Source organism: Flexivirga sp. G2 (assembly GCF_055397625.1).
In genome coordinates this window covers 229217-248337 of record NZ_AP039675.1, presented here as the reverse complement: position 1 = coordinate 248337, position 19121 = coordinate 229217, and the positions used below count along the sequence as shown (strand labels likewise).

Annotated in this window: 17 protein-coding genes; 6 read left to right on the top strand and 11 right to left on the bottom strand. The window is 68.3% G+C overall.

Annotation, left to right across the window (positions count from 1 at the left end):
• Positions 1-11: 11 nt before the first annotated feature.
• The 3 genes from ACZ50J_RS01225 to ACZ50J_RS01215 all read right to left on the bottom strand — a co-directional run bounded on the left by ACZ50J_RS01225 (position 12) and on the right by ACZ50J_RS01215 (position 3676).
• Complete coding sequence (locus ACZ50J_RS01225; protein ID WP_464299467.1) at positions 12-1535, bottom strand: sodium:solute symporter family protein; 1524 nt, start codon at positions 1533-1535, stop codon at positions 12-14.
• A complete protein-coding gene (locus ACZ50J_RS01220) occupies positions 1532-1750 on the bottom strand; it encodes a DUF3311 domain-containing protein (protein ID WP_464299466.1) in 219 nt (72 codons plus the stop codon). The genes ACZ50J_RS01225 and ACZ50J_RS01220 overlap by 4 nt, the downstream gene beginning before the upstream one ends.
• A 192-nt stretch (positions 1751-1942) precedes the next feature.
• Positions 1943-3676 (bottom strand): hypothetical protein, encoded by a 1734-nt coding sequence (locus tag ACZ50J_RS01215; RefSeq protein WP_464299465.1) that lies wholly within the window; start codon positions 3674-3676, stop codon positions 1943-1945.
• Positions 3677-3784: 108 nt separating this feature from the next.
• On the opposite strand from ACZ50J_RS01215, the gene ACZ50J_RS01210 reads away from it, so the two are divergent.
• Entirely contained in the window at positions 3785-4552 is a 768-nt protein-coding gene (locus ACZ50J_RS01210) for a trimeric intracellular cation channel family protein (protein WP_464299464.1), read from the top strand.
• Positions 4549-5814, top strand: a complete 1266-nt coding sequence (locus ACZ50J_RS01205; protein ID WP_464299463.1) for an amidohydrolase — start codon at positions 4549-4551, stop codon at positions 5812-5814. The genes ACZ50J_RS01210 and ACZ50J_RS01205 overlap by 4 nt, the downstream gene beginning before the upstream one ends.
• On the opposite strand, the gene ACZ50J_RS01200 is transcribed toward ACZ50J_RS01205, so the two are convergent.
• Both ACZ50J_RS01200 and ACZ50J_RS01195 read right to left on the bottom strand, forming a co-directional pair.
• Positions 5796-6569, bottom strand: coding sequence for a DinB family protein (locus ACZ50J_RS01200; RefSeq protein ID WP_464299462.1), 774 nt, complete (start codon positions 6567-6569; stop codon positions 5796-5798). The genes ACZ50J_RS01205 and ACZ50J_RS01200 overlap by 19 nt on opposite strands.
• 46 nt (positions 6570-6615) lie before the next feature.
• Positions 6616-7380 carry a COG4705 family protein gene (locus tag ACZ50J_RS01195; protein ID WP_464299461.1) on the bottom strand — a complete coding sequence of 255 codons (765 nt, stop codon included), beginning with the start codon at positions 7378-7380 and terminating at the stop codon, positions 6616-6618.
• Between the two features lie 93 nt (positions 7381-7473).
• Between ACZ50J_RS01195 and ACZ50J_RS01190 the strand changes: the two genes are divergently transcribed.
• Positions 7474-8847 carry a HAMP domain-containing sensor histidine kinase gene (locus ACZ50J_RS01190; RefSeq protein ID WP_464299460.1) on the top strand — a complete coding sequence of 458 codons (1374 nt, stop codon included), beginning with the start codon at positions 7474-7476 and terminating at the stop codon, positions 8845-8847.
• Here the strand turns inward: ACZ50J_RS01190 and ACZ50J_RS01185 are convergent.
• From ACZ50J_RS01185 to ACZ50J_RS01175, 3 genes are all read right to left on the bottom strand, one after another.
• Positions 8826-9497: a response regulator transcription factor gene (locus tag ACZ50J_RS01185; protein WP_464299459.1), complete on the bottom strand. Its 672-nt coding sequence runs from the start codon at positions 9495-9497 to the stop codon at positions 8826-8828. The two genes, ACZ50J_RS01190 and ACZ50J_RS01185, sit on opposite strands and share 22 nt — an antisense overlap.
• Positions 9494-10204 (bottom strand): phosphatase PAP2 family protein, encoded by a 711-nt coding sequence (locus ACZ50J_RS01180; RefSeq protein ID WP_464299458.1) that lies wholly within the window; start codon positions 10202-10204, stop codon positions 9494-9496. Before ACZ50J_RS01180 ends, ACZ50J_RS01185 begins: the two co-directional genes overlap by 4 nt.
• Before the next feature lie 80 nt (positions 10205-10284).
• Entirely contained in the window at positions 10285-11835 is a 1551-nt protein-coding gene (locus tag ACZ50J_RS01175; RefSeq protein WP_464299457.1) for a glycosyltransferase 87 family protein, read from the bottom strand.
• A gap of 113 nt (positions 11836-11948) precedes the next feature.
• Here ACZ50J_RS01175 and ACZ50J_RS01170 point away from each other — a divergent pair, with 113 nt between their 5' ends.
• The 3 genes from ACZ50J_RS01170 (at position 11949) to ACZ50J_RS01160 (ending at position 14449) form a co-directional block, all read left to right on the top strand.
• The gene (locus ACZ50J_RS01170) at positions 11949-12623 is read left to right on the top strand and encodes a response regulator transcription factor (protein WP_464299456.1); all 675 of its coding nucleotides are present in this window, start codon (positions 11949-11951) and stop codon (positions 12621-12623) included.
• 63 nt (positions 12624-12686) lie between these two features.
• The gene (locus ACZ50J_RS01165) at positions 12687-13493 is read left to right on the top strand and encodes a polyprenol monophosphomannose synthase (protein ID WP_464299455.1); all 807 of its coding nucleotides are present in this window, start codon (positions 12687-12689) and stop codon (positions 13491-13493) included.
• A 50-nt stretch (positions 13494-13543) separates the two neighbouring features.
• The gene (locus tag ACZ50J_RS01160; protein WP_464299454.1) at positions 13544-14449 is read left to right on the top strand and encodes a hypothetical protein; all 906 of its coding nucleotides are present in this window, start codon (positions 13544-13546) and stop codon (positions 14447-14449) included.
• A 37-nt stretch (positions 14450-14486) separates the two neighbouring features.
• Here the strand turns inward: ACZ50J_RS01160 and ACZ50J_RS01155 are convergent, their stop codons facing one another.
• From ACZ50J_RS01155 to ACZ50J_RS01145, 3 genes are read right to left on the bottom strand one after another with little or no spacing between them, the layout of a single operon-like run.
• A complete protein-coding gene (locus ACZ50J_RS01155; RefSeq protein WP_464299453.1) occupies positions 14487-15641 on the bottom strand; it encodes an acyl-CoA dehydrogenase family protein in 1155 nt (384 codons plus the stop codon).
• A gap of 10 nt (positions 15642-15651) precedes the next feature.
• Positions 15652-17847, bottom strand: coding sequence for a 3-hydroxyacyl-CoA dehydrogenase NAD-binding domain-containing protein (locus ACZ50J_RS01150; RefSeq protein ID WP_464299452.1), 2196 nt, complete (start codon positions 17845-17847; stop codon positions 15652-15654).
• Positions 17848-17873: 26 nt separating this feature from the next.
• A complete protein-coding gene (locus tag ACZ50J_RS01145; RefSeq protein WP_464299451.1) occupies positions 17874-19094 on the bottom strand; it encodes an acetyl-CoA C-acetyltransferase in 1221 nt (406 codons plus the stop codon).
• Positions 19095-19121 lie beyond the last annotated feature (27 nt).

Sequence of the window (19121 nt, the reverse complement as noted above, 5' to 3'; positions counted from 1 at the left end):
CGGCACACGCCTCACGCCGTCGCCAGCTCCCGATCAGGTTCTCCCTCGGGAGCGGGGCGACTTCCCGGGGTCAACGCCGACACGACGAACATCACGATGATGTTGGCGACCAGCGCGACGATGCCGATCGCTATGTGCTGCAACGGTCCCGGCAGGAAACCGAACGTCGTCACGCCCGCCTTGCTGTAGATCGCCGTGTCCAACGAGAACCACGTCACCAGCACGACACCGACGACCATGCCGGCCGTGGCGCCCCATGCGCTGACCGGGTTCCTCTTCAGCAGACTGGCCAGCATCGACGGCAGCAGCTGCGTCACGAAGGCGTAGCCGAGCAGCAACAGATTGACGATCGCCTGGCCGCCCTGGAAGAGCAGGTAGAGCGCGATCAGCGCGACCACCGGCACCGATGCCTTGGCGACCAAGGACGCCGAGGCCGCAGAAGCCTTGGGGAACAACGGTTTGTAGAGATTCGTCGAGATCAGCGTGCCGCAGGTCGTCAGCAGCATCGCGCCAGGGACCAGCGCACAGAAGAGGCCCGCAGCACCCACCAGACCGACCACCCATTGCGGCAGTTCCTGAGTCACGATCTCCAGGAGCGCGTTGTTCGCACCGCCCGCCGGTGCCGACTTGAGCGCGAGCGCTGCGGTGAAGCCGATGAAGAAGACGAACAGGATGACCAGCTGGTAGAGCGGCAGGAAAACGGCGTTGCGGCGGAACGTCTTCGGGTTGTCCGCGGCATACACCGCACCGAAGTAGTGCGGCCACATGAAGAACCCGAGGGTCGACATCAGCACGTTGCTGATGAACCATCCCATGTCGTAACCGGATTCGCTCAGATGCAGCGAGACGCCGCCCTGCGACCAGGCGCTCGGCAGACCACCACCGTCCAGCGCGTCGAAGAGGTGGCCGAAGCCGCCACCGATGTGCATCGGCAGATAGATGCCCAGGATGACGACGATCACCAGCACGATGATGTCCTTGACGACCGCGTTGCTCGCCGCCGAATGTATGCCGGAGACAACGACATACGCGACCAGGGCGATCGCTCCGAACCACTCCGCCGTGGTCGTCGAGATCTTCCCGTATGACGTCGCGTTGACGATGATCCCGAGGCCGGCCAGCTGCAGCTCGAGGTAGGGCACCATCGCCACGATGCCGACGATGGCGACCACGGTTCCGCTGGTGCGTGACTTGTACTTCGCGACCCACCAATCCGGTTGGGACAGTAGGCGCATCTGCTTGCCGTAACGCCAGATCGCCGGCGCCAGCCAGTAGGAGATGACGTACGCGAGGCTGCCGTAACACAGGATGTAATAGGCGGCGCCGCCGTGGGCATAGGCCCAGCCGGACGCCCCGAGGAAGGTGAAGGTCGTGTAGATCTCACCGGCCAGCAGCAGGAAGACGATGATCGAGCCGAGGTTGCGCCCGCCGACGCTCCAGCCCTCCATGTCCATCTCCTTGCCGCGCCGCGACCACAGTCCGAGGCCGAGCGACGCCGCGAAGAAGATCACCAGGATCGCGAGTGCGACGTTCATTCGGTCGTCTCCTCGTCCCGCGAGTTGACCGGGTCCGTCTTGTAGACGATCGCCATACAGACCGAGGTGAGGACGACGGCGACCACGATCCAGACGAGCAGGAACGGGAATCCGGCGACCGTCGGCCGGGTGCGATTCACGAACGGCGTGCACACCAGCATCAGCACGAACGGCACCGCCGCGAGCGCGATATGGAACTGTCGCAACCGGCTCATGATCGCTGCCTCCGGTAGATCCCCCGCGTGTTCAACCTGGCGTGGTGCGACAACATGGTGGCTCCGATTCCATCTCGCGGAATTTATCTTCCAACCTGTGAGAGGTTGGCAGGAGTGGAATCTGCCCGTCAAGGACCGATCGGTAACTGTCTCACTGCGTGAAGGGGCAGCTGTCTCCGGTCGGAGGACCGATCAACGCCCGGGCAGGATCGAGGCCACCATGTCCTCGTGGTGCCCGTAATAGTCGACGGTCCATTCCCTGCTCCACAGTGCGCCGGCGCCCGGCTTGCCGTCGGCCGGCCAGGCCGTGCCGGTCTCCTTCTCGCGAATGATGACGGTGAGGGCATCGTGCGGGGCGTGCCGCAGACGGCGGAAGTCGTCGTCCTCGTGCCTCGGCCACTGCTTGTCGAAATAGACCTGATGGCCGTCGGCCGCGAGTTGAGCTCGGATCGCCGGGCCGACGCTGGCCTCGCACCCGAGGCCGCTGCACTCGACCCGCACCGGCGCACCCGGTGCGCGCTGCGCCACCGCGTCGGACACCGGCACACTGACCGATCGCGCCGTGTCCCAATCGGATCGGCCGCCGCCGAGCAGGTGCAGCAACTGCGAGTCGGGGAGTATGACGACAGCGGTCAGCACAGCCACCGCGGTCACCGCCAATGCCGGAACGGCGTGCGGCACACGGCGCCGCATCGGCGGCACGCGGTCACGGACGAAGCGGGCGACCTGCCACACCGCCGCCGCTGTCAGGCACAGGGGACCCGCGATCAGCAGATCGCTGTAGATGATCCTGGTGCGCGTCAGTGTCGCCGTCGCCCAGACGACCGCGACGCACGTGACCAGACAGACCACCGCGAGATCCGGCAGTGCGGGATCGGACCTGCGGCGAGGCAGCAGCACGGTGCGGCGTGCAGCCCACAATGCCGGCAGGACCGCGACAACCACCAGCGAGCACACCGCAATCAGCGCCGCATTCGCGGCCGGCGCGGTGAGGACGGAGTCTCCGTGCGCCAGCAGCGTCGCCTGCGACACGTTCGCCGGGAAGACGGCAACGGGCACCAGCATCAGCAACACGTGTTTGGCGGCGGCGCCCCAGCCGAGCGGCGCGCCGGCCGTGGACCCCGTGATGAGCCTGGCCAGTTCCTCGACGTTGTTCGGATCCGTCACGAAGACATCGATGATCGGCGGCAACCAGCACAGCACGAGCAGCCCGCCGGCGATCAGCCACCGGCGCCGCCGCCGACCGGACCAGCCACGGTCGGACCAGCCACGGTCGGGCCACCAGCGGATCAGTGCGACGACCCCGAGGAAGACGGACAGCACGAGCACCACGGGCACGAACCCGATGTGACACTGCGCGGTGAACGAGGCGCAGACGACATACAGCGGCAGTGCCCGACGATCACCGCGCTGCAGTCGCCAGGCGAGCATCACCACCGCGAGCAGGCCGAGGATCGGCGGCCACACGTTGAGCGGCCGCACGAGGCTGTCGCGGAAGACGAACTCGAGCACGACGGCAACGCCCGCCGCACAGCCTGCACCGGGCCAGCCGCCCGCCCGGAATCCCGCGACGATCGCTATGGCGACCAGAGCCATTGCGATCAGCGCACATCCGAGGATCAGACCCCAGGGTGCGAATCCGCTTGCGGCATAAGGGATGGCGAGCAGGTAGAACTGCATGGGCCCGGGATGGTGCGCCCAGACGCCAGGGTTGGACAGGTTGCTGGTCGAGCGCATGCCGAGCAGCGGCGGATGTGCCGAGAAGACGTCATGTGCGTGCAGTGCGCCGATCGCCTCGTCACCCTGCGGGAACCAGCCATCACTGAGCAAGCGCCCCATTCCCCAGGCGATCGGTACGCACGCGAGCACGACCAGCAGCGTCAACAGCATCGCGTCGCGGGATCCCCTGGCCCTTCCATTCCCCATGGGCACATGGTGGTCCATCACCGGCCACACCGGCGGGACGTTGTCCGAACTCCGCGTATCGAGCCGCTAGCGTTGAGGCCCCAGACCACCCTCGTCAGGAGGAGCCCGATGCAGACCGGCAACCTCTCGGAGCTGTTCCGCATCCTCGACCTGACCGGCGTCTTCGCCAATGCGATCATCGGCGGACTCATCGCCCGCCAGGAGCGGCTCGATCCGATCGGCTTCCTGACCTTCGCGGTGCTGTCCGGTCTCGGCGGCGGGATCGTCCGCGACGTGCTGCTGCAGGCCGGGCCGCCGGTCGCACTGCAGGACTACGCCTATCTGCTGACCGCTCTCGCCGGTGCGGCGATCACCTACGTCGCCAACGTCAGCGGTCCGGTGTGGGACCGGGTCTGGCCGGTGATCGACGCCGTCGCGCTCGGCACCTGGGCTGCCGCGGGCGCGCAGAAGAGTCTCGCGGTCGGCATCGGCTGGCTGCCGGCGATCCTGCTGGGCACGATCACCGCGGTGGGCGGCGGCGCCATACGGGACATCGTCACGCGACGCATCCCGACAGTGCTCGGTGGCAGCACGCTCTATGCGACCTGCGCGATCCTGGCCAGCGGCGTACTCGTGGTGTGCACCGAGAACGGTTATCCGACAGTGGGATTGGTGGCATCCACAGTGACCGGTGGCGGGCTGTGCCTGATTGCGCGCTGGCGTGGGTGGATGCTGCCCGAAGCCGACGCCTGGTCGGCGCCACGACGGGTCGCGGCGAAGGCCCGGCTCGACCGCGCACGTCGGGAGAAGCTTGCCCACGCCATCCAGGCCAGACGACGCTCAGGCGCACGACGCAGGCTGAGCGACGAAGCACCCGACCACCTGGAGGAACCATGAGCACCACGGCGGCCCGGACAGTTCTCGCCGGTCTCGACGACACACGCGACGACCTCGAGAGTTTCTACCGCGACCTGCACGAGCACCCCGAGTTGTCGCACCAGGAGACCGAGACGGCCGGGAAGGTCGCCGACCGCCTCCGCTCCGCCGGGTATGACGACGTCACCACCGGCATCGGCGGGACCGGGGTCGTCGGCATCCTCGCGAACGGCGACGGGCCACGGGTGCTGCTGCGCGCGGACATGGACGCGCTGCCCGTGCAGGAGGCGACCGGCGTCGACTACGCCAGCACCGTCACCAGCACGGACGCAGCCGACGAATCGGTTCCGGTGATGCACGCGTGCGGACACGACGTGCATGTCGCGTGCCTCGCCACCGCCGCCGCGCTGTTGGCCGCCGCGAAGGACCAGTGGTCGGGGACGCTCATCGCGCTCTTCCAGCCGGCCGAGGAGGTCGGCGACGGCGCCCGCACCATGCTCGACGACGGACTCCGCGACGTCATCGGCACCGTCGATGTCGCCCTCGCCCAGCACGTGCTGCCGATGCCGGCCGGCGTCGTGGGCAGCCGCGTCGGACCGGTGCTGTCGGCGGCCAACAGCATGCGCGTCACCGTGCACGGACGCGGCGCCCACGGTTCGATGCCCCAGGCGGCGATCGACCCGGTCGTGCTGGCCGCGATGATCGTCATCCGGCTGCAGACGATCGTGTCCCGCGAGGTCGCGCCGACCGAGCCGGCGGTGGTGACCGTCGGCAGCATCCGCTCCGGCTCCAAGAGCAACGTGATCGGGGACAGCGCCGTCATCGAGCTCAACGTCCGCACCTACAACGACGACACCCGCCGACACGTGCTCGACGCGATCCGCCGGATCGTCACCGCGGAGTGCGACGCTTCCGGCTCGCCGAAGGAACCCGAATTCGAGCTGTATGACGAGTTCCCGCTCACGATCAACGACGAGACGGTGACCGGTCGGGTGACCGAGGCGTTCGCCGACTTCTTCGGCGACGACGCACGGGAACTGCCGTTGCAGAGCGCGAGCGAGGACTTCAGCGACATCCCGTCCGCGCTCGGAACGCCCTACTCCTACTGGGGAATCGGTGGCATCGACCCGGACACGTATGCCGCGGCGGAGCAGGCCGGCCGGATCTCGTCGGACATCCCAGTCAACCACTCGCCGTATTTCGCGCCCGTCATACAGCCGACGCTGGACCGGGGCACGCAGGCGCTGGTCGTCGCGGCACTGGCTCAGCTGGCCGAGGGCTGACCCCCGGCGAGCGCGTCGAGGTCCCGCACGGCATAGCGGTGGTGCTCCCACTCCTCGTCGAGAATCGTGTGCAGGCAGGAGAGCACCGTCTCGTCGTACTGCGGGTCGTGCGGGTTGCTGCGTTGCTCGGCGAGCACCTCCGGGGTGACCGTCGCCAGGAAGTCACCGACCATCGCGACCCGGCTCGCCCGCGCCTCCAGCACTTCGGCGTATGACGGCGCGGTCGCCGAGAAGACCGAGGAGTCCTCGTAGGCCGCGCTCCCGCTGTCGGTGCCGGTATCGGGCAGTCCGGCCGGGTGGTACGGCTGCTCCGTGCGTTGTATGGCGCGGCCGAGCCACACGTCGGTCGCCATGACCAGGTGCCGCAGCGTCTGCGCGAACGACCACTCGCCACCCACCGACTCGTCGACCGTGCCCGCCGGCATGGCGGCCGCTCGCTCCACCGTCGCCGCCCAGGTGCGTTGCAGCGCATCCCAGGCAGCGCGCAGTCCCTCCGGTGTCCCGGCGGCGCGCTGCTCCCGGCCGGGGAAGCGCCGGTTGAGCTCGGCGTCGACGAGCGGGAGCACGTCGACGCCGTTGACCCGCAGGAAATGGTCGCCGTCGAAGAGCCATGGACTGTCGACCTCGACGTCCGCGACGACGACGCCGCGCAGCACCGCACCGGACAGGTCGACCGCATTGAAACGCGCATCGCGCAGGTTCACGTCCCGGAAGGTCGCTCCCCGCAGATCGTCGGACTCGGTGAACTCAGCCATGCCGCAACGCTACTCGCGCCGTGCGACATACGCCGTGGTGCGATGCTCAGGAAGTCGGGCGGCGGTCCAGCGTCATCAGCACCAGGCTGACGAGCAGGGCACCGAGCGCGAGCGCGACGGGTATGTCGCCGAGGCCGAGCCCGTGCCCGACGGACGGGGGCTTGGCGAACCCGTCCGCGATGGACGCGCCGAGCGGACGGGTCAGCACGTAGGCAGCCCAGAACAACCCGACCTCGTGTCGGCCGGTGACCTGCCAGATGAGTGCCGGTATGGCGATCAGGATCGCGAAAAGCATGACGGACGGCCAATATCCGAGCCCCAAGGTTGCCGCGGTGAGGTCGCCGACGGCAGTGCCCAGCGCGAAGGTGCACATGACCGCCGCCCAGTAGAAGCGCTCCCGGCGCGGGGTGTTGATCTCGTGGATCGACACGGTCCCCTCCGTGCGCCGCCACGCGATGAAGGCGGCAGCGGTGGCGGCGGCATACAGGATGCTCGTGACGGGGTAGGTCAGGCCGAGCGCCACGTGCACCCCGTCCGCGACCATCGTCCCGAACACCGCGACCGCGGCGACCATCGCCCAGTAGCGCTCCGAGACGAAGCCGTGCGTGCGGGTCTGCCAGCGGAACGCCGCGACCAGCCCGACGAGACCGACGAGCACCGCCAGCACCGGGCTGATCCCGGCCAGTCCGTCGGACGCCGCCTCCCCGAATGCCGTGGTCGTCAACTTGAGGATCCAGAAGAGCGCGCCGACGGGCGCAACCCAGGATGTGGTGGTCGACCGGCGTTCCGCGCGGGACGAGAGAGTAGTCACCAGCGTAGGGTGCCCACGCGTCGCTGAGGAAACGCTGAGGTCAGCGTCTCGCGTTGCGACCCGTGCCTGGCGCAGTATGGCGGGGTGATCTCGGTGAGCGGCACGCGCGCGAACGGACTGCGCCCCCGTATGGCGGCAGTGACGGCTCTCGCGGTGATCGTGCCGCTGCTGGCCGGGATCTTCGTGCTCGCAACGCTGCAGCAGCGATCCCTGACCGGGAGCCTGAGCTCACGCGTCAAGCAGCAGGCGGACATCGTGGCCAACACCGTGCACGAGGACGGGCCACATGCGATCCGGCTCGCCGACACCGACCGCCCGTTCAAGGCCGTGGTGCTCGACACGAAGGGGCGGTTGATCGCCGCCCAGCCGAAGACCGTCACCGGGCCGCTGAGTGACGATCGACCGACCACCAGCCACAAGCGGGTGCAGAACGCGCAGTACTGGTGGACGCCCGGAGACGTGCGCGCGCCGCTCGTGGTCAGCCGCAGCGTGACCACCCACTCCGGGCGCTACATCGTGCAGGTGTCCTCGCCGCAGCAACCCGAGCACGAAGCGGTCAGCACGGTGGTCAAGCTGCTGTTGCTCGGCACGCCATTGCTGGCGTTGCTCGCCGCAGGCCTGGCCTGGCTGGTCGCGGGTCGCACGCTCGCTCCGGTGGATCAGATGCGCTCGGAAGTGGACGCCATCGAAGCCGGGCACCTGGACGCCCGCGTCGACGTGCCGCCATCCAAGGATGAAATCGCTGCGCTGGCAAGGACATTGAACAGAATGCTGGACCGCCTCGAGTCGTCCCAGGAGCGCCAGCAACGGTTCGTCGCCGATGCCAGTCACGAGTTGCGGTCGCCCCTGGCGACGCTGCAGGCCGCTGCCGATCTGACGTCGATGGACCCGGCCGGGGAGTGGCCGGAGGTCGCATCGACGGTCCACACCGAGCTGGAGCGGATGAACGACCTCATCGGCGACCTGCTGTTGCTCGCACGGACCGAGGAGCGCCGTACGACCGCATCACTCGAATCCATCGACCTCGACGACCTGGCCCGGGCCGAGGCCGGTCGGTGGCGTGGCGACTCGGCGGTCGCGGTGCGTTGCGTCGGAAACCCCACGTGGGCAAGGGCATCCGAGCCCGCGGTCGAGCGTGTTCTGCGGAATCTGGTGGACAACGGCATCCGCCACGCATCGAAGAAGGTCCTGGTCACCACGACTGCCGGTCCGGACGGTACGGCGGTCGTCACCGTCGACGACGACGGTCCGGGCATCGACCCGACCGACCGGGAGCGGGTCTTCGACAGGTTCGTCCGACTCGACGAGGGCCGCAGCCGCGACGAGGGCGGCTTCGGGCTCGGGCTGGCCATCGTGCGGGAGCTCGCCCGCAGCATCGGCGGTGACGTTCGTGCCGGCGAATCACCTTTGGGCGGAGCACGATTCACCGTGACACTGCCTGGCGCTCAGGATTCCTCGAGTCGGTAGCCGACGCCGCGCACCGTGCTGATGGTGCCCGTGCCGAACGGCCGGTCGATCTTCCGGCGCAGGTAGCCGACATACACCTCGACGACGTTGTCGTCGCCGTCGAAGGCGGGATCCCACACGTGCTGCAGGATCTCGGACTTCGACACGGTGGTCCCGGCGCGCCGCATCAGGAACTGCAGCAGGCTGAATTCCCTTGGGGTCAGGTCGATCTCGACGTCGCCGCGGAAGACCCGAGCGGATGCGGGGTCGAGCCGTAGGCCACCGGTCTCGAGAGTGGCGGGACGGGACACCGGTGTCCGGCGGACCAGGGCGCGCAGCCGGGCGACGAGCACCGGGAAGCTGAACGGTTTGGTCAGATAGTCGTCGGCTCCCAGATCGAGGGCGTCGACCTGGTCGAACTCACCGTCCTTGGCGGTCAGCATCAGGATCGGTGACCACACCTCGCGCTCGCGCAGCCGGCGCAGCACGTCATACCCGTGTATGCCGGGCAACATGATGTCGAGCACGATCACATCGAACGGTTCTTCGGTGGCGCGCCAGAGGCCGTCGACGCCGTTGTGCTCGACCTCGACCACGAAGCCTTCCTTGCGCAGCCCGCGCTCGACCAGTCGAGCGAGCGGGGCCTCGTCCTCGACCAGCAGCACCCTCATACCCCAGGAGTATCACCTTTATGGACGGGACGGTCGCCGGTGTGGTCGGCGGTGCGGCCGCCGAGGAGACCGAGTCCGACGATGCCGGCGATGGTCCCGCAGACCAGGATCGGCGCCGCGACGACGTCCGCCAGGTAGTGCGCGCCGAGGACCAGTCGGCTGGCGGCCACCACCACGATCAGCGGGATGCCCACGATCAGCACGATGCGGCGCAGCCGGCGGTGCGCAGCGAACACGACCGCGAACCCGACCACGAGGGCGGCCGTGAAAGCCGTGTGACCACTGGGGAAGCTGTCCGGCTTGGTCTCCGTGACGAGCGCATGCACAGCCGCGGTCGGCGGGCGATGCCGGTGGAAGATCATCTTCCAGACCTCGACCGACAGCCAACCCACGAGCGTCAGCAGACCAGCGCGCAGCGCGACGCTGCGACCGAGGGTGCGCCATACGACCAGGCACAGCAGCAGCGCCCAGATCGGGCCGACGACCGGACCGAACGCTACATTGATGACCCGACTGACGTCGGCCACGAAGGTCCCACGGTCCGCGGCGATGGTGCGGTCGAGCGCGAACTCGCCGGTGTGCCGGGCACCGGTCGAGACCGCCCAGATGCCGATCGCGGTCCCGATCAGGTAGAGCACGATGCCCAACCCGATCAGGCCGGGACGGAACGAGGGACGGAAAGCGACCCGCGGGGCACGTTGCAGCATGGATCCTCTTCGGGACGGGGTTGATGACTGCTGCAACGCTCCCGCAGAGCGGCTGAGACGATGCTGAGAACTGTGGTGGCTCACGAGCCCGACCGGCCGACATAGATCACATGGCCACCGGCACGCGCGACGATGCCGCCCTTCGCGAGCTGGTTGCTCACGATCTTGATCGTGTTGCTGCCGTTCGGTTTCCACAGCGCGATCGCATTGCCGGAGCGCAGGTACTGCAGCAGCACCTGGTGCCAGGTCGTGTGCCGCGCCCGAAGCGCAGCCGGAGCGTCCGGACTCATCTTGCGGCCGGAGACGTCGATCCAGTTCGGGCAGCCCGCCGCGAAGCCCCTGCTCAGCGCGTTGAGGCGGAGCAGCACGGTGGGGTTGTTGGACATCACGCACTTCTCGGTGCGGACGGCCCGGGTGAGTTCGGTGGCCCCGCCATACGGCCGGATCGCGTGGACGCCGGTGACGGTCACCAGGGAAGTGACCACCAGCACACCCGCGGTGAGCGCGACGGCGGGCGTGCGGGCGAGGTGCTCGCGTCGTACGGCGACCGCGGCGGCACCGACGGTGACGGCGAGACCGACCGCGAGGTAGTCCGAGTAGTACTCGAACCACGAGGGTGCGACCAGCAGCACGCCCAACTGCACCAGCACGACGGCGGCCAGGAAGCGCGCTCGACGGCTGCCCCGCCAGGCGAATGCGACTGTCGCGCAGAGCAATACGACGAAGACCAGCGCGGCCAGGTGCTCCTGCCGAGTGGTCACGTGCTGCAGCATCTCCGGCACGGTGCTCAACTGGGCCAGGCGAGCGAGGACCGGGACCGTGTCGGGGCGACCCAGTTGGCCGGTGACGACCGATCGCCACATGCCGGACGGGTCGGCCAGGAAGAACGGCAGGCAGACGACGGTCACGCTCGCCGCGGCGCCGAGCAGCGTCTGCAGGCCGGCGCGCACGCTGCGTCGGCACACACCGTGCCAGCCGATGATCAGCAGCACCGGCACCACCCACCAGATCTTGACCGTCAGCGGCAGGCCGATCACCGCACCGGCCAGCAGCGCGGACCAGCGGGTCGGCCGCCGTTGGTCGCGCAGCAGCGCGAGCAGACCGAGGAGCAGTAGCAGGTTGCTGAGTGGCTCGAGCTTCACGTCGAACTCGGCACTGACCGAGCCGAACCAGGCGGCGTAGAACAGGCCCGCGCAGACGGCACCACGTCGGGCGATGCCCAGTCGGCGGGAGACGACCACCACGAGAACGGCGTTCGCCGCGCCCATGATGCAGAACGCCACGTTGGCGACGATGAACGCGCTCCAGTCGCTCATGATGTTGGTCAGTGCCGCGAACGGCGTCACCGCCAGGGTGATCCCCGGCGGGTGCACCATCGTGAAGTCGCGGTACGGCAGCCGGCCGTGCAGCAGGGCGTCCGATCCGGAGAAGTAGACACCGGTGTCGTAGCCGATGATCCCGTGTATGCCGCCCTTGCGGAGTATGACGCCGAGGCGGGCCACCAGACCGACGAGGAACACCAGGGCGGTGGCGACCACGAACAGCCGCCGCTGGTGCGCCTCGTGCCCGGCGCGTTGCGGCCGTTCGACGGCCGCGGTCGACCGCTCGAGGAGAAGTCCTGGCTGTTGCATGGGACCACGGTGGGCCGGTGTCGGTGAAGGAATGATGTACGCCGATCCGGCTGCCGGCCGGCCCGGGTCGGCCCTCAGCGACTCCTCAGCGAGGACGCGGAAAATATGGACACATGCACGTATTGATCGTCGAGGACGAGGAGCGTCTCGCCGCTCTCCTGCAGCGCGGCCTGGCCCAGCACAACTACGCCGTCACGGTGGCACACAACGGGGTCGACGGACTGTGGCATGCGCAGGAGACGACGTTCGACGCGATCGTGCTCGACGTGATGCTGCCCGGGATGAACGGTCTGGAGGTCTGCCGGCGGCTGCGCGAGGACGGGATCTGGAGTCCGGTCCTGCTGCTGACAGCGAGGGGCAGCGTCGAGGACCGCGTGGACGGACTCGACGCGGGCGCCGACGACTACCTGATGAAGCCGTTCGCCTTCGACGAGCTCACGGCGCGGCTGCGCGCGCTGCTGCGACGCGGCGCCACCGAACGACCGACCACGCTGCAGGTCGGAAACCTGGTCGTCGATCCGGCATCGCGTGAAGTGACAACGCCTTTCGGACGTGCAGACCTGACCGCGCGCGAGTTCGCACTGACCGAGCTGCTGGCCAGGAGGGCCGGTGAGGTCCTGCGCCGGGACCAGATGTTCGACCACGTGTGGGACTTCGCCAGCCTGCCCGCCAGCAATGTCATCGATCAGCACATCGCCAGCCTGCGGCGCAAGCTCGACGTGGTGCAGTCGACCGCCGAGATCGTCACCGTGCGGGGCGTCGGCTATCGGATGGTCTCCGCGGGCTAGCCGCGAAAACCGTTCTGCTCGGCGTACATCCGGCCTACACACGACCCGCCGCATGCTGGCGGTATGAACGCTTCACCTGGGCTCTCGGACCACCGAGTGACGGTCGTCGTCCCGACATACAACGAGCGGGAGTCGCTGCCGCACCTGGTCGACAAACTGCTCGCCCTGCCGACGACGCAGCTCTCGATCCTCGTGGTCGACGACAACTCACCGGACGGCACGGGCGACGTGGCCGACTCGCTGGCCGTGAGCACCAAGGGGCGGGTGCAGGTCTTGCATCGGCCGGGCAAAGACGGCCTCGGCCGTGCCTATGCGGCTGGTATGTCGCAGGCCCTGGCCGGCGGTGCGGAGATCGTCGTGCAGATGGACGCGGACGGTTCGCATCCGGTCGAGGCCATCCCGCGGATGGTGTCCGAGCTCGTGTCGAACTCCGCTGTGGTTGCTGTCGGTTCGCGGTATGTCGCCGGTGGCAGCGTCGACGACCAGTGGCCCTGGCACCGCCGCATGCTGTCCGCGGGAGCGAACAGGTACGTCCGTCGGGTGTTGCGCCTGCAGGTCCACGATGCGACCGCCGGTTTCAAGGCGTGGAAGGCCGAGGCGTTGCGGCTGCTCGAGCCCGAGACGGCGCTGAGCGGCGGTTACAGCTTCCAGGTCGAGATGGCGCACCGGCTCACGCTGATGGGGTTCATCAGCCTGGAGGTGCCGATCCACTTCGTGGATCGGACCGACGGAACGTCGAAGATGTCGCTCGGCGTGCAGCTCGAATCAGTGCTGATGCCGTGGCGGCTGCGCCGGTCCGTATGGCGGCCGCGAGTGGTGCCGAGCAATATCCCTGGACACGTGGATGATGCGTCGCTGAATGCGGCATAGTGGCCTCGCCGGCCTCGCCGGCGCCTGTCCTCGTCCCGATGGGTGGAGTGATGCCACGTCCGAGTGCCGCCGTCTTCCTGCTGGCCGGGCTGGTCGCGGCGGACGCAGTGCTCGTGACCGGCGCGCTGCGGTCCACCCATGTCGACACCGCGAAGCTGGCTCTGGCCGACGCGACGAACACGGCAGCGCCTGAGACCGGGGCGCCATCGACCGGCAGTTCCCCGACCGGCAGCTCACCGGCGACGACACCGAAAGCCACCGCGGCGCTGCTCCCGAAGGTCATCGTCCTCGCCCTGACCAACGACCGTGCATGGCGTGCCGCGTCATCATCGCTGCACTGCACGAGCAGTTCCAAGGCGGCCCAGGTCGAGCGGACCGACGACGGCGGCCGGAACTGGGCGCGGATCAGGGTTCCCCTCACCGCCGTCAACGGCCTGGCGTTCGTCGGCACCCAGCTGATCGCGACCGGCCTGGACTCGTCCTGCAAGCCCGCGACCTATGCGCTGTCCGCGACCGCCGCCGAGTCGAGCGGGCTGCAGCCGACGTGGGGCACCGACCCGAGCGACGTGTCCGCACTGCTGACCACGGGCAAGCCCGTCGGGAAAGAACCCTGCTCGAGCGGTGTGGTCGACCTGGCCGTCAACTCCGTGTCCGACCTGGTCGCGCTGTGCTCCGACGGCTCGATCCGGCACAGCACCTCCACGGGATCGTCGTGGCAGAAGGTCGACTCACGACCGGGAGTCGTTGCCATCGCGACGGATTCGGGATCCATCTACACCGCGACACGGACCGCGTGCGGGATCTCGGTGGGGAAGGCCGGCGGCGGTGACACCAAACGGTGCGTGTCGGGGACGAAGAAGTGGCAGGGCGCGACCGACATGACGATCGTGGGTGGCACGGTGTGGCTGGTCAGTGCCGACCATGCGGTGACCGAGCCGGTCGCCGGCATCAGCTGACGACTCGGGCTGACGACGGGCAGGACACGACGCGCACTCACAGGGTGCGGGCGATCAGTTCTTTCATGATCTCGTTCGTGCCCCCGTAGATCTTCTGCACGCGCGCGGCGGCATACGCCCGGGCGATCGGGTATTCGAGCATGTAGCCGTAGCCGCCGAAGATCTGCAGGCACCTGTCGATGACCTCGCACTGCTTCTGGGTGGAATACCACTTGGCCATCGATGCCGTTGCGGCGTCGAGTTCGCCGTTGAGGTGCTGCTCGATGCAGTGGTCGACGAGGGTGCGCACGGCGCGTGCTTCGGTAGCACATTCAGCGAGCACGAAGCGAGTGTTCTGGAATTTCAACAGCTCTCGACCGAACGCCTGACGCTCCTTGGCGTAGGCGACCGTCTGGTCGATCGCGACCTCCATGCCCTTCGCCGCGGCGACGGCGATGATCAGCCGCTCCTGCGGCAGTTGCTCCATGAGCTGCAGGAAACCCTGTCCCTCCTCGCCGCCGAGCAGGTTCTCGCGCGGGACCCGCATGTCGGAGAAGGACAGCTCGCGGGTGTCCTGGCCGGGCATGCCGATCTTCTCCAGCACCCGGCCGCGCTCGAATCCTTCGAGACCGTCCGTCTCGGCGACGATCAGGGACAGTCCCTTGCCGCCGTCGCCTCCGGTGCGGGCGACGATGATGACCAGATCGGCGTGAGAACCGTTGGTGATGAACGTCTTCGAACCGTTGACGACGTAGTGGTCGCCGGCCGACCGGGCCGTGGTCCGCAGACTCTGCAGGTCCGAGCCGGCGCCGGGTTCGGTCATGGCGATGGCTCCGACATGTTCACCGGACGCGAGCTTGGGCAGCCAGCGCCGCTTCTGCTCCTCGGTCCCGTAGTTGTTGATGTATGGCGCCACGATCGTGCTGTGCACGCTGTAACCGAAGGCGTCGTCCCCGGCCGCGGACTGCTCCTCCATCACCACGGCTTCGTGCGCGAAGGTGCCACCGCTCCCGCCATACTCCTCGGGCAGGCCGATGCAGAGCAGACCGGCGGCCCCGGCGGCCGTCCAGTAGCCGCGGTCGACCTGGTGCTGCTGCGCCCAGCGCTCCTGGTTGGGGATCGACTCCTTGGCGAAGAAGGTCTTCGCCAAAGCGCGCAGATCGTCGAGTTCTCCTGTGAGCCAAGGCGATCGGTAGGTGCTGGTGAGCTGCATGATGGCTCCCTCAGAGCGTTTCGCCGGACTCTGCCTTGGCAACGAGCCAGTCGCTCGGCTCGAAGCGCGGTCCGTACGCAGCCGCCAATTCCTGTGCACGCGCGACGAATCCGGTGAGCCCCCCGTCATACCCCTGCATGAACTGGGCCGTTCCACCGGTCAGCGGCGGGAAGCCGATGCCGAAGATCGACCCGATGTTCGCGGCGGCGGACGAGTCGAGCACGCCCTCCTCGAAGCACTTCGCGGTCTCCAACGCCATGACGAACAGGTAGCGGTCCTGGATGTCCCGCAGCGGTACGTCGACGTCGGGCGTCGTGAAGTGCTCGCGTATGCCAGGCCACAGCTTCTTGCCCGAATCCGCCGGGTAGTCATAGAAACCCGCGCCCGCGGCACGGCCCTTGCGCCCGAACTCGCCGACCATGCGGTCGACGAGGGCCGAACCCGGCGTCGGGGGCAACTGCACGCCGCGCTCGGCGGCGTCCTTCTCGGCTTCGGACCGGATGTGCTGAGTCAGGGTCAGCGAGACCTCGTCGAGCATCGCCAGCGGCGGCGCCGGGAAGCCGGCCATCGTGGCAGCCCGCTCGACCGTCGCGGGGTCGACACCCTCCTCGACCAGCGCGACCGCTTCGAGGATGAGCGTGCCGAAGACGCGGCTGGTGTAGAACCCACGGCTGTCGTTGACGACGATCGGCAGCTTGCCGATCTGCTGGACCAGGTCGATGGCGCGAGCCAACGCCTCGTCGGAGGTCTGCTCACCCTTGATGATCTCGACGAGCTTCATCTTGTCGACCGGCGAGAAGAAGTGCAGTCCGATGAAGTCCTTCGGACGGGTAACGCCCTGGGCCAGGGATGTGATCGGCAGCGTGGAGGTGTTGGAGCACAGCAGAACGTCTGTGCCTATTACCGTTTCGGCCTCGGCGAACACCTTCGCCTTGAGGTCAGCGTCCTCGAAGACCGCCTCGATCACGGCATCGACGCCCTGCAGATCGGCGGCGTCATCGGTGGCGGTGATGCGGTCCAGGATCTGCTGGCGCGCTTCGGCCGTCATCCGGCCCTTGTCGACCTTCGTGGTCAGCAGTGTCTCGGTGTATGCCTTGCCCTTGGCCGCGTTGTCGACGGAGATGTCCTTGAGGACGACGTCGATGCCGCGGCTGGCGCATGCATACGCGATGCCGGCGCCCATCATGCCGGCACCGAGCACGCCGACCCGCGACACCTTCTGCGGCTCGATCCCCTTGGGACGCAACGACCCCGACGTGATCTGCTGCATGTCGAAGAAGAACGCCTGGATCATGTTGGTCGACACCGACCCGCTCGCGAGACTGGTCAAACCGCGCGACTCGATGCGGCTCGCGGTGTCGAAGTCGACCTGCGCGCCCTCGATCGCCGCCGCGAGGATCGCCCGCGGTGCCGGGTATGCCGCACCCTTGAGCTGCTTGCGGAGGTTGGCCGGGAAGGCCGGCAGGAACTGCGCGAGCTTCGGGGTGCTGGGTGTGCCACCGGGCATCCGATAGCCGGAGCGTTCCCACGGCTGGGAAGCGGCTTCCGCGTCGTCGCGGTGCGCGAGCACCCACGCGCGGGCGGCCGGGATCAGCTCGTCCTGGCTCGTGACGACCTCGTCGATGAGGCCCTTGTCCCGGGTCGCGGCCACACCGCGCTGTTGCCCCTGCAACAGCCAATCCATCAGTGCCGACTGGATGCCCAGCATGCGCACCGTGCGGGTCACACCGCCACCGCCGGGCAGCAGACCGAGGGTGACCTCCGGGAAGCCGAACTTCGCCTTCGGATTGTCCACGGCGATGCGATGGTGCGCGGCCAGCGCGATCTCGAGGCCGCCGCCCAGTGCGGTTCCGTTGAGTGCGGCGACGACCGGCTTGCCGATCAGCTCGAGCCGGCGCAGCTGCGCCTTCACCCTCTCGACCTCCTCGAAGAATCGCCCGGCGTCATCGGGTCGAACGGCCTGCAGCATCTGCAGGTTGCCGCCGGCGAAGAAGGTCTTCTTCGCGCTGGCGATGACGACGCCGGCGACCTCGCCGGTCGCGACGTCGGCTTCCAGGCGGTCCACAGCGGCCGCCATACCTGCTGCATAGCGGTCGTTCATGGTGTTCGCACTCGACTCGGGATCGTCGAGCGTCAGCGTGACGATGCCTTCGGCGTCCTTGTCGTAGCGCACGGCGGAGGACACTGCGGTCTCGGTGTTTGTCATCGGATTCCCTTGAAGTGAATGGTGTTTCAGACGAGTTCGACGATGGTGGCGATGCCCATGCCGCCGCCGACGCACAGCGTCGCCAGACCGCGTCGCAGGCCACGGCGCTCGAGCTCATCGATCAGCGTGCCGAGGATCATCGCGCCGGTCGCACCCAACGGATGGCCCATCGCGATGGCACCGCCGTTGACGTTGACCTTGTCGTGCGAGAGCTCCAGGTCCTTCATGAAGCGCAACGGCACCGCTGCGAACGCCTCGTTGATCTCGAAGAGATCGATGTCCGACGGTCGGAGTCCGACGCGCTTGAGTGCCTTCAACGCCGCCGGGGTCGGCCCGGTCAGCATGATCGTGGGGTCGGCGCCGCTGACCGCCACGGACGTGATCCGGGCGCGAGGATGCAGGCCGAGCTCCTGGCCCACGGCCTCGGTGCCGATCAGCATCAGCGCCGAACCGTCAACGATGCCGGACGAATTGCCCGCGTGATGGACGTGGTCGATCTCGTCGACCCAGTGGTACTTCTCCAGCGCGACCGCGTCGAAGCCGCCCATGTCCCCGATGTCCTTGAACGAGGGCTTGAGGCTGCTGAGCGATTCGACCGTCGTTCCGGGTCGGATCGTCTCGTCGTGGTCGAGCACGGTCAGGCCGTTGCGGTCGGCAACGGGTATGACGGAATCCTTAAAGTAGCCCGCCTTGTGGGCGGCATCGGCACGCGCGTGCGACTCCGCGGCATACGCGTCGACATCGGCGCGGGTGAAGCCCTCGACGGTCGCGATCAGGTCGGCGCCGATGCCCTGCGGGACGAAGTCCGTCGCGAGCGCGGTCGCCGGGTCCATCGCCCAGGCGCCGCCGTCGGATGCCATCGGGACGCGGGACATCGACTCGACACCACCGGCGACGATCAGGTCCTCGAAGCCGGACCGGACCCGGCTCGCGGCCTGGTTGACCGCCTCGAGGCCGGAGGCGCAGAAGCGGTTGAGCTGCACCCCGGCAACCGTCTCCGGCAGGCCGGCTGCGAGCGCCGCGGTCTTGGCGATGTCGGCACCCTGGTCACCGATCGGGGTGACGACGCCGAGCACGACGTCGTCGATGCGTGCCGGGTCCAGCTCCGGATTGCGCTTGCGAAGCTCGTCGATCAGCCCCACCACCAGGTCGATCGGCTTCACCTCGTGCAGCGATCCGGTCTTCTTGCCGCGACCGCGCGGCGTGCGGATGGCGTCGAAGACGAGCGCCTGCGGGGCATCAGCCATGGTGGGAACTCCTGTACGGCATACGGA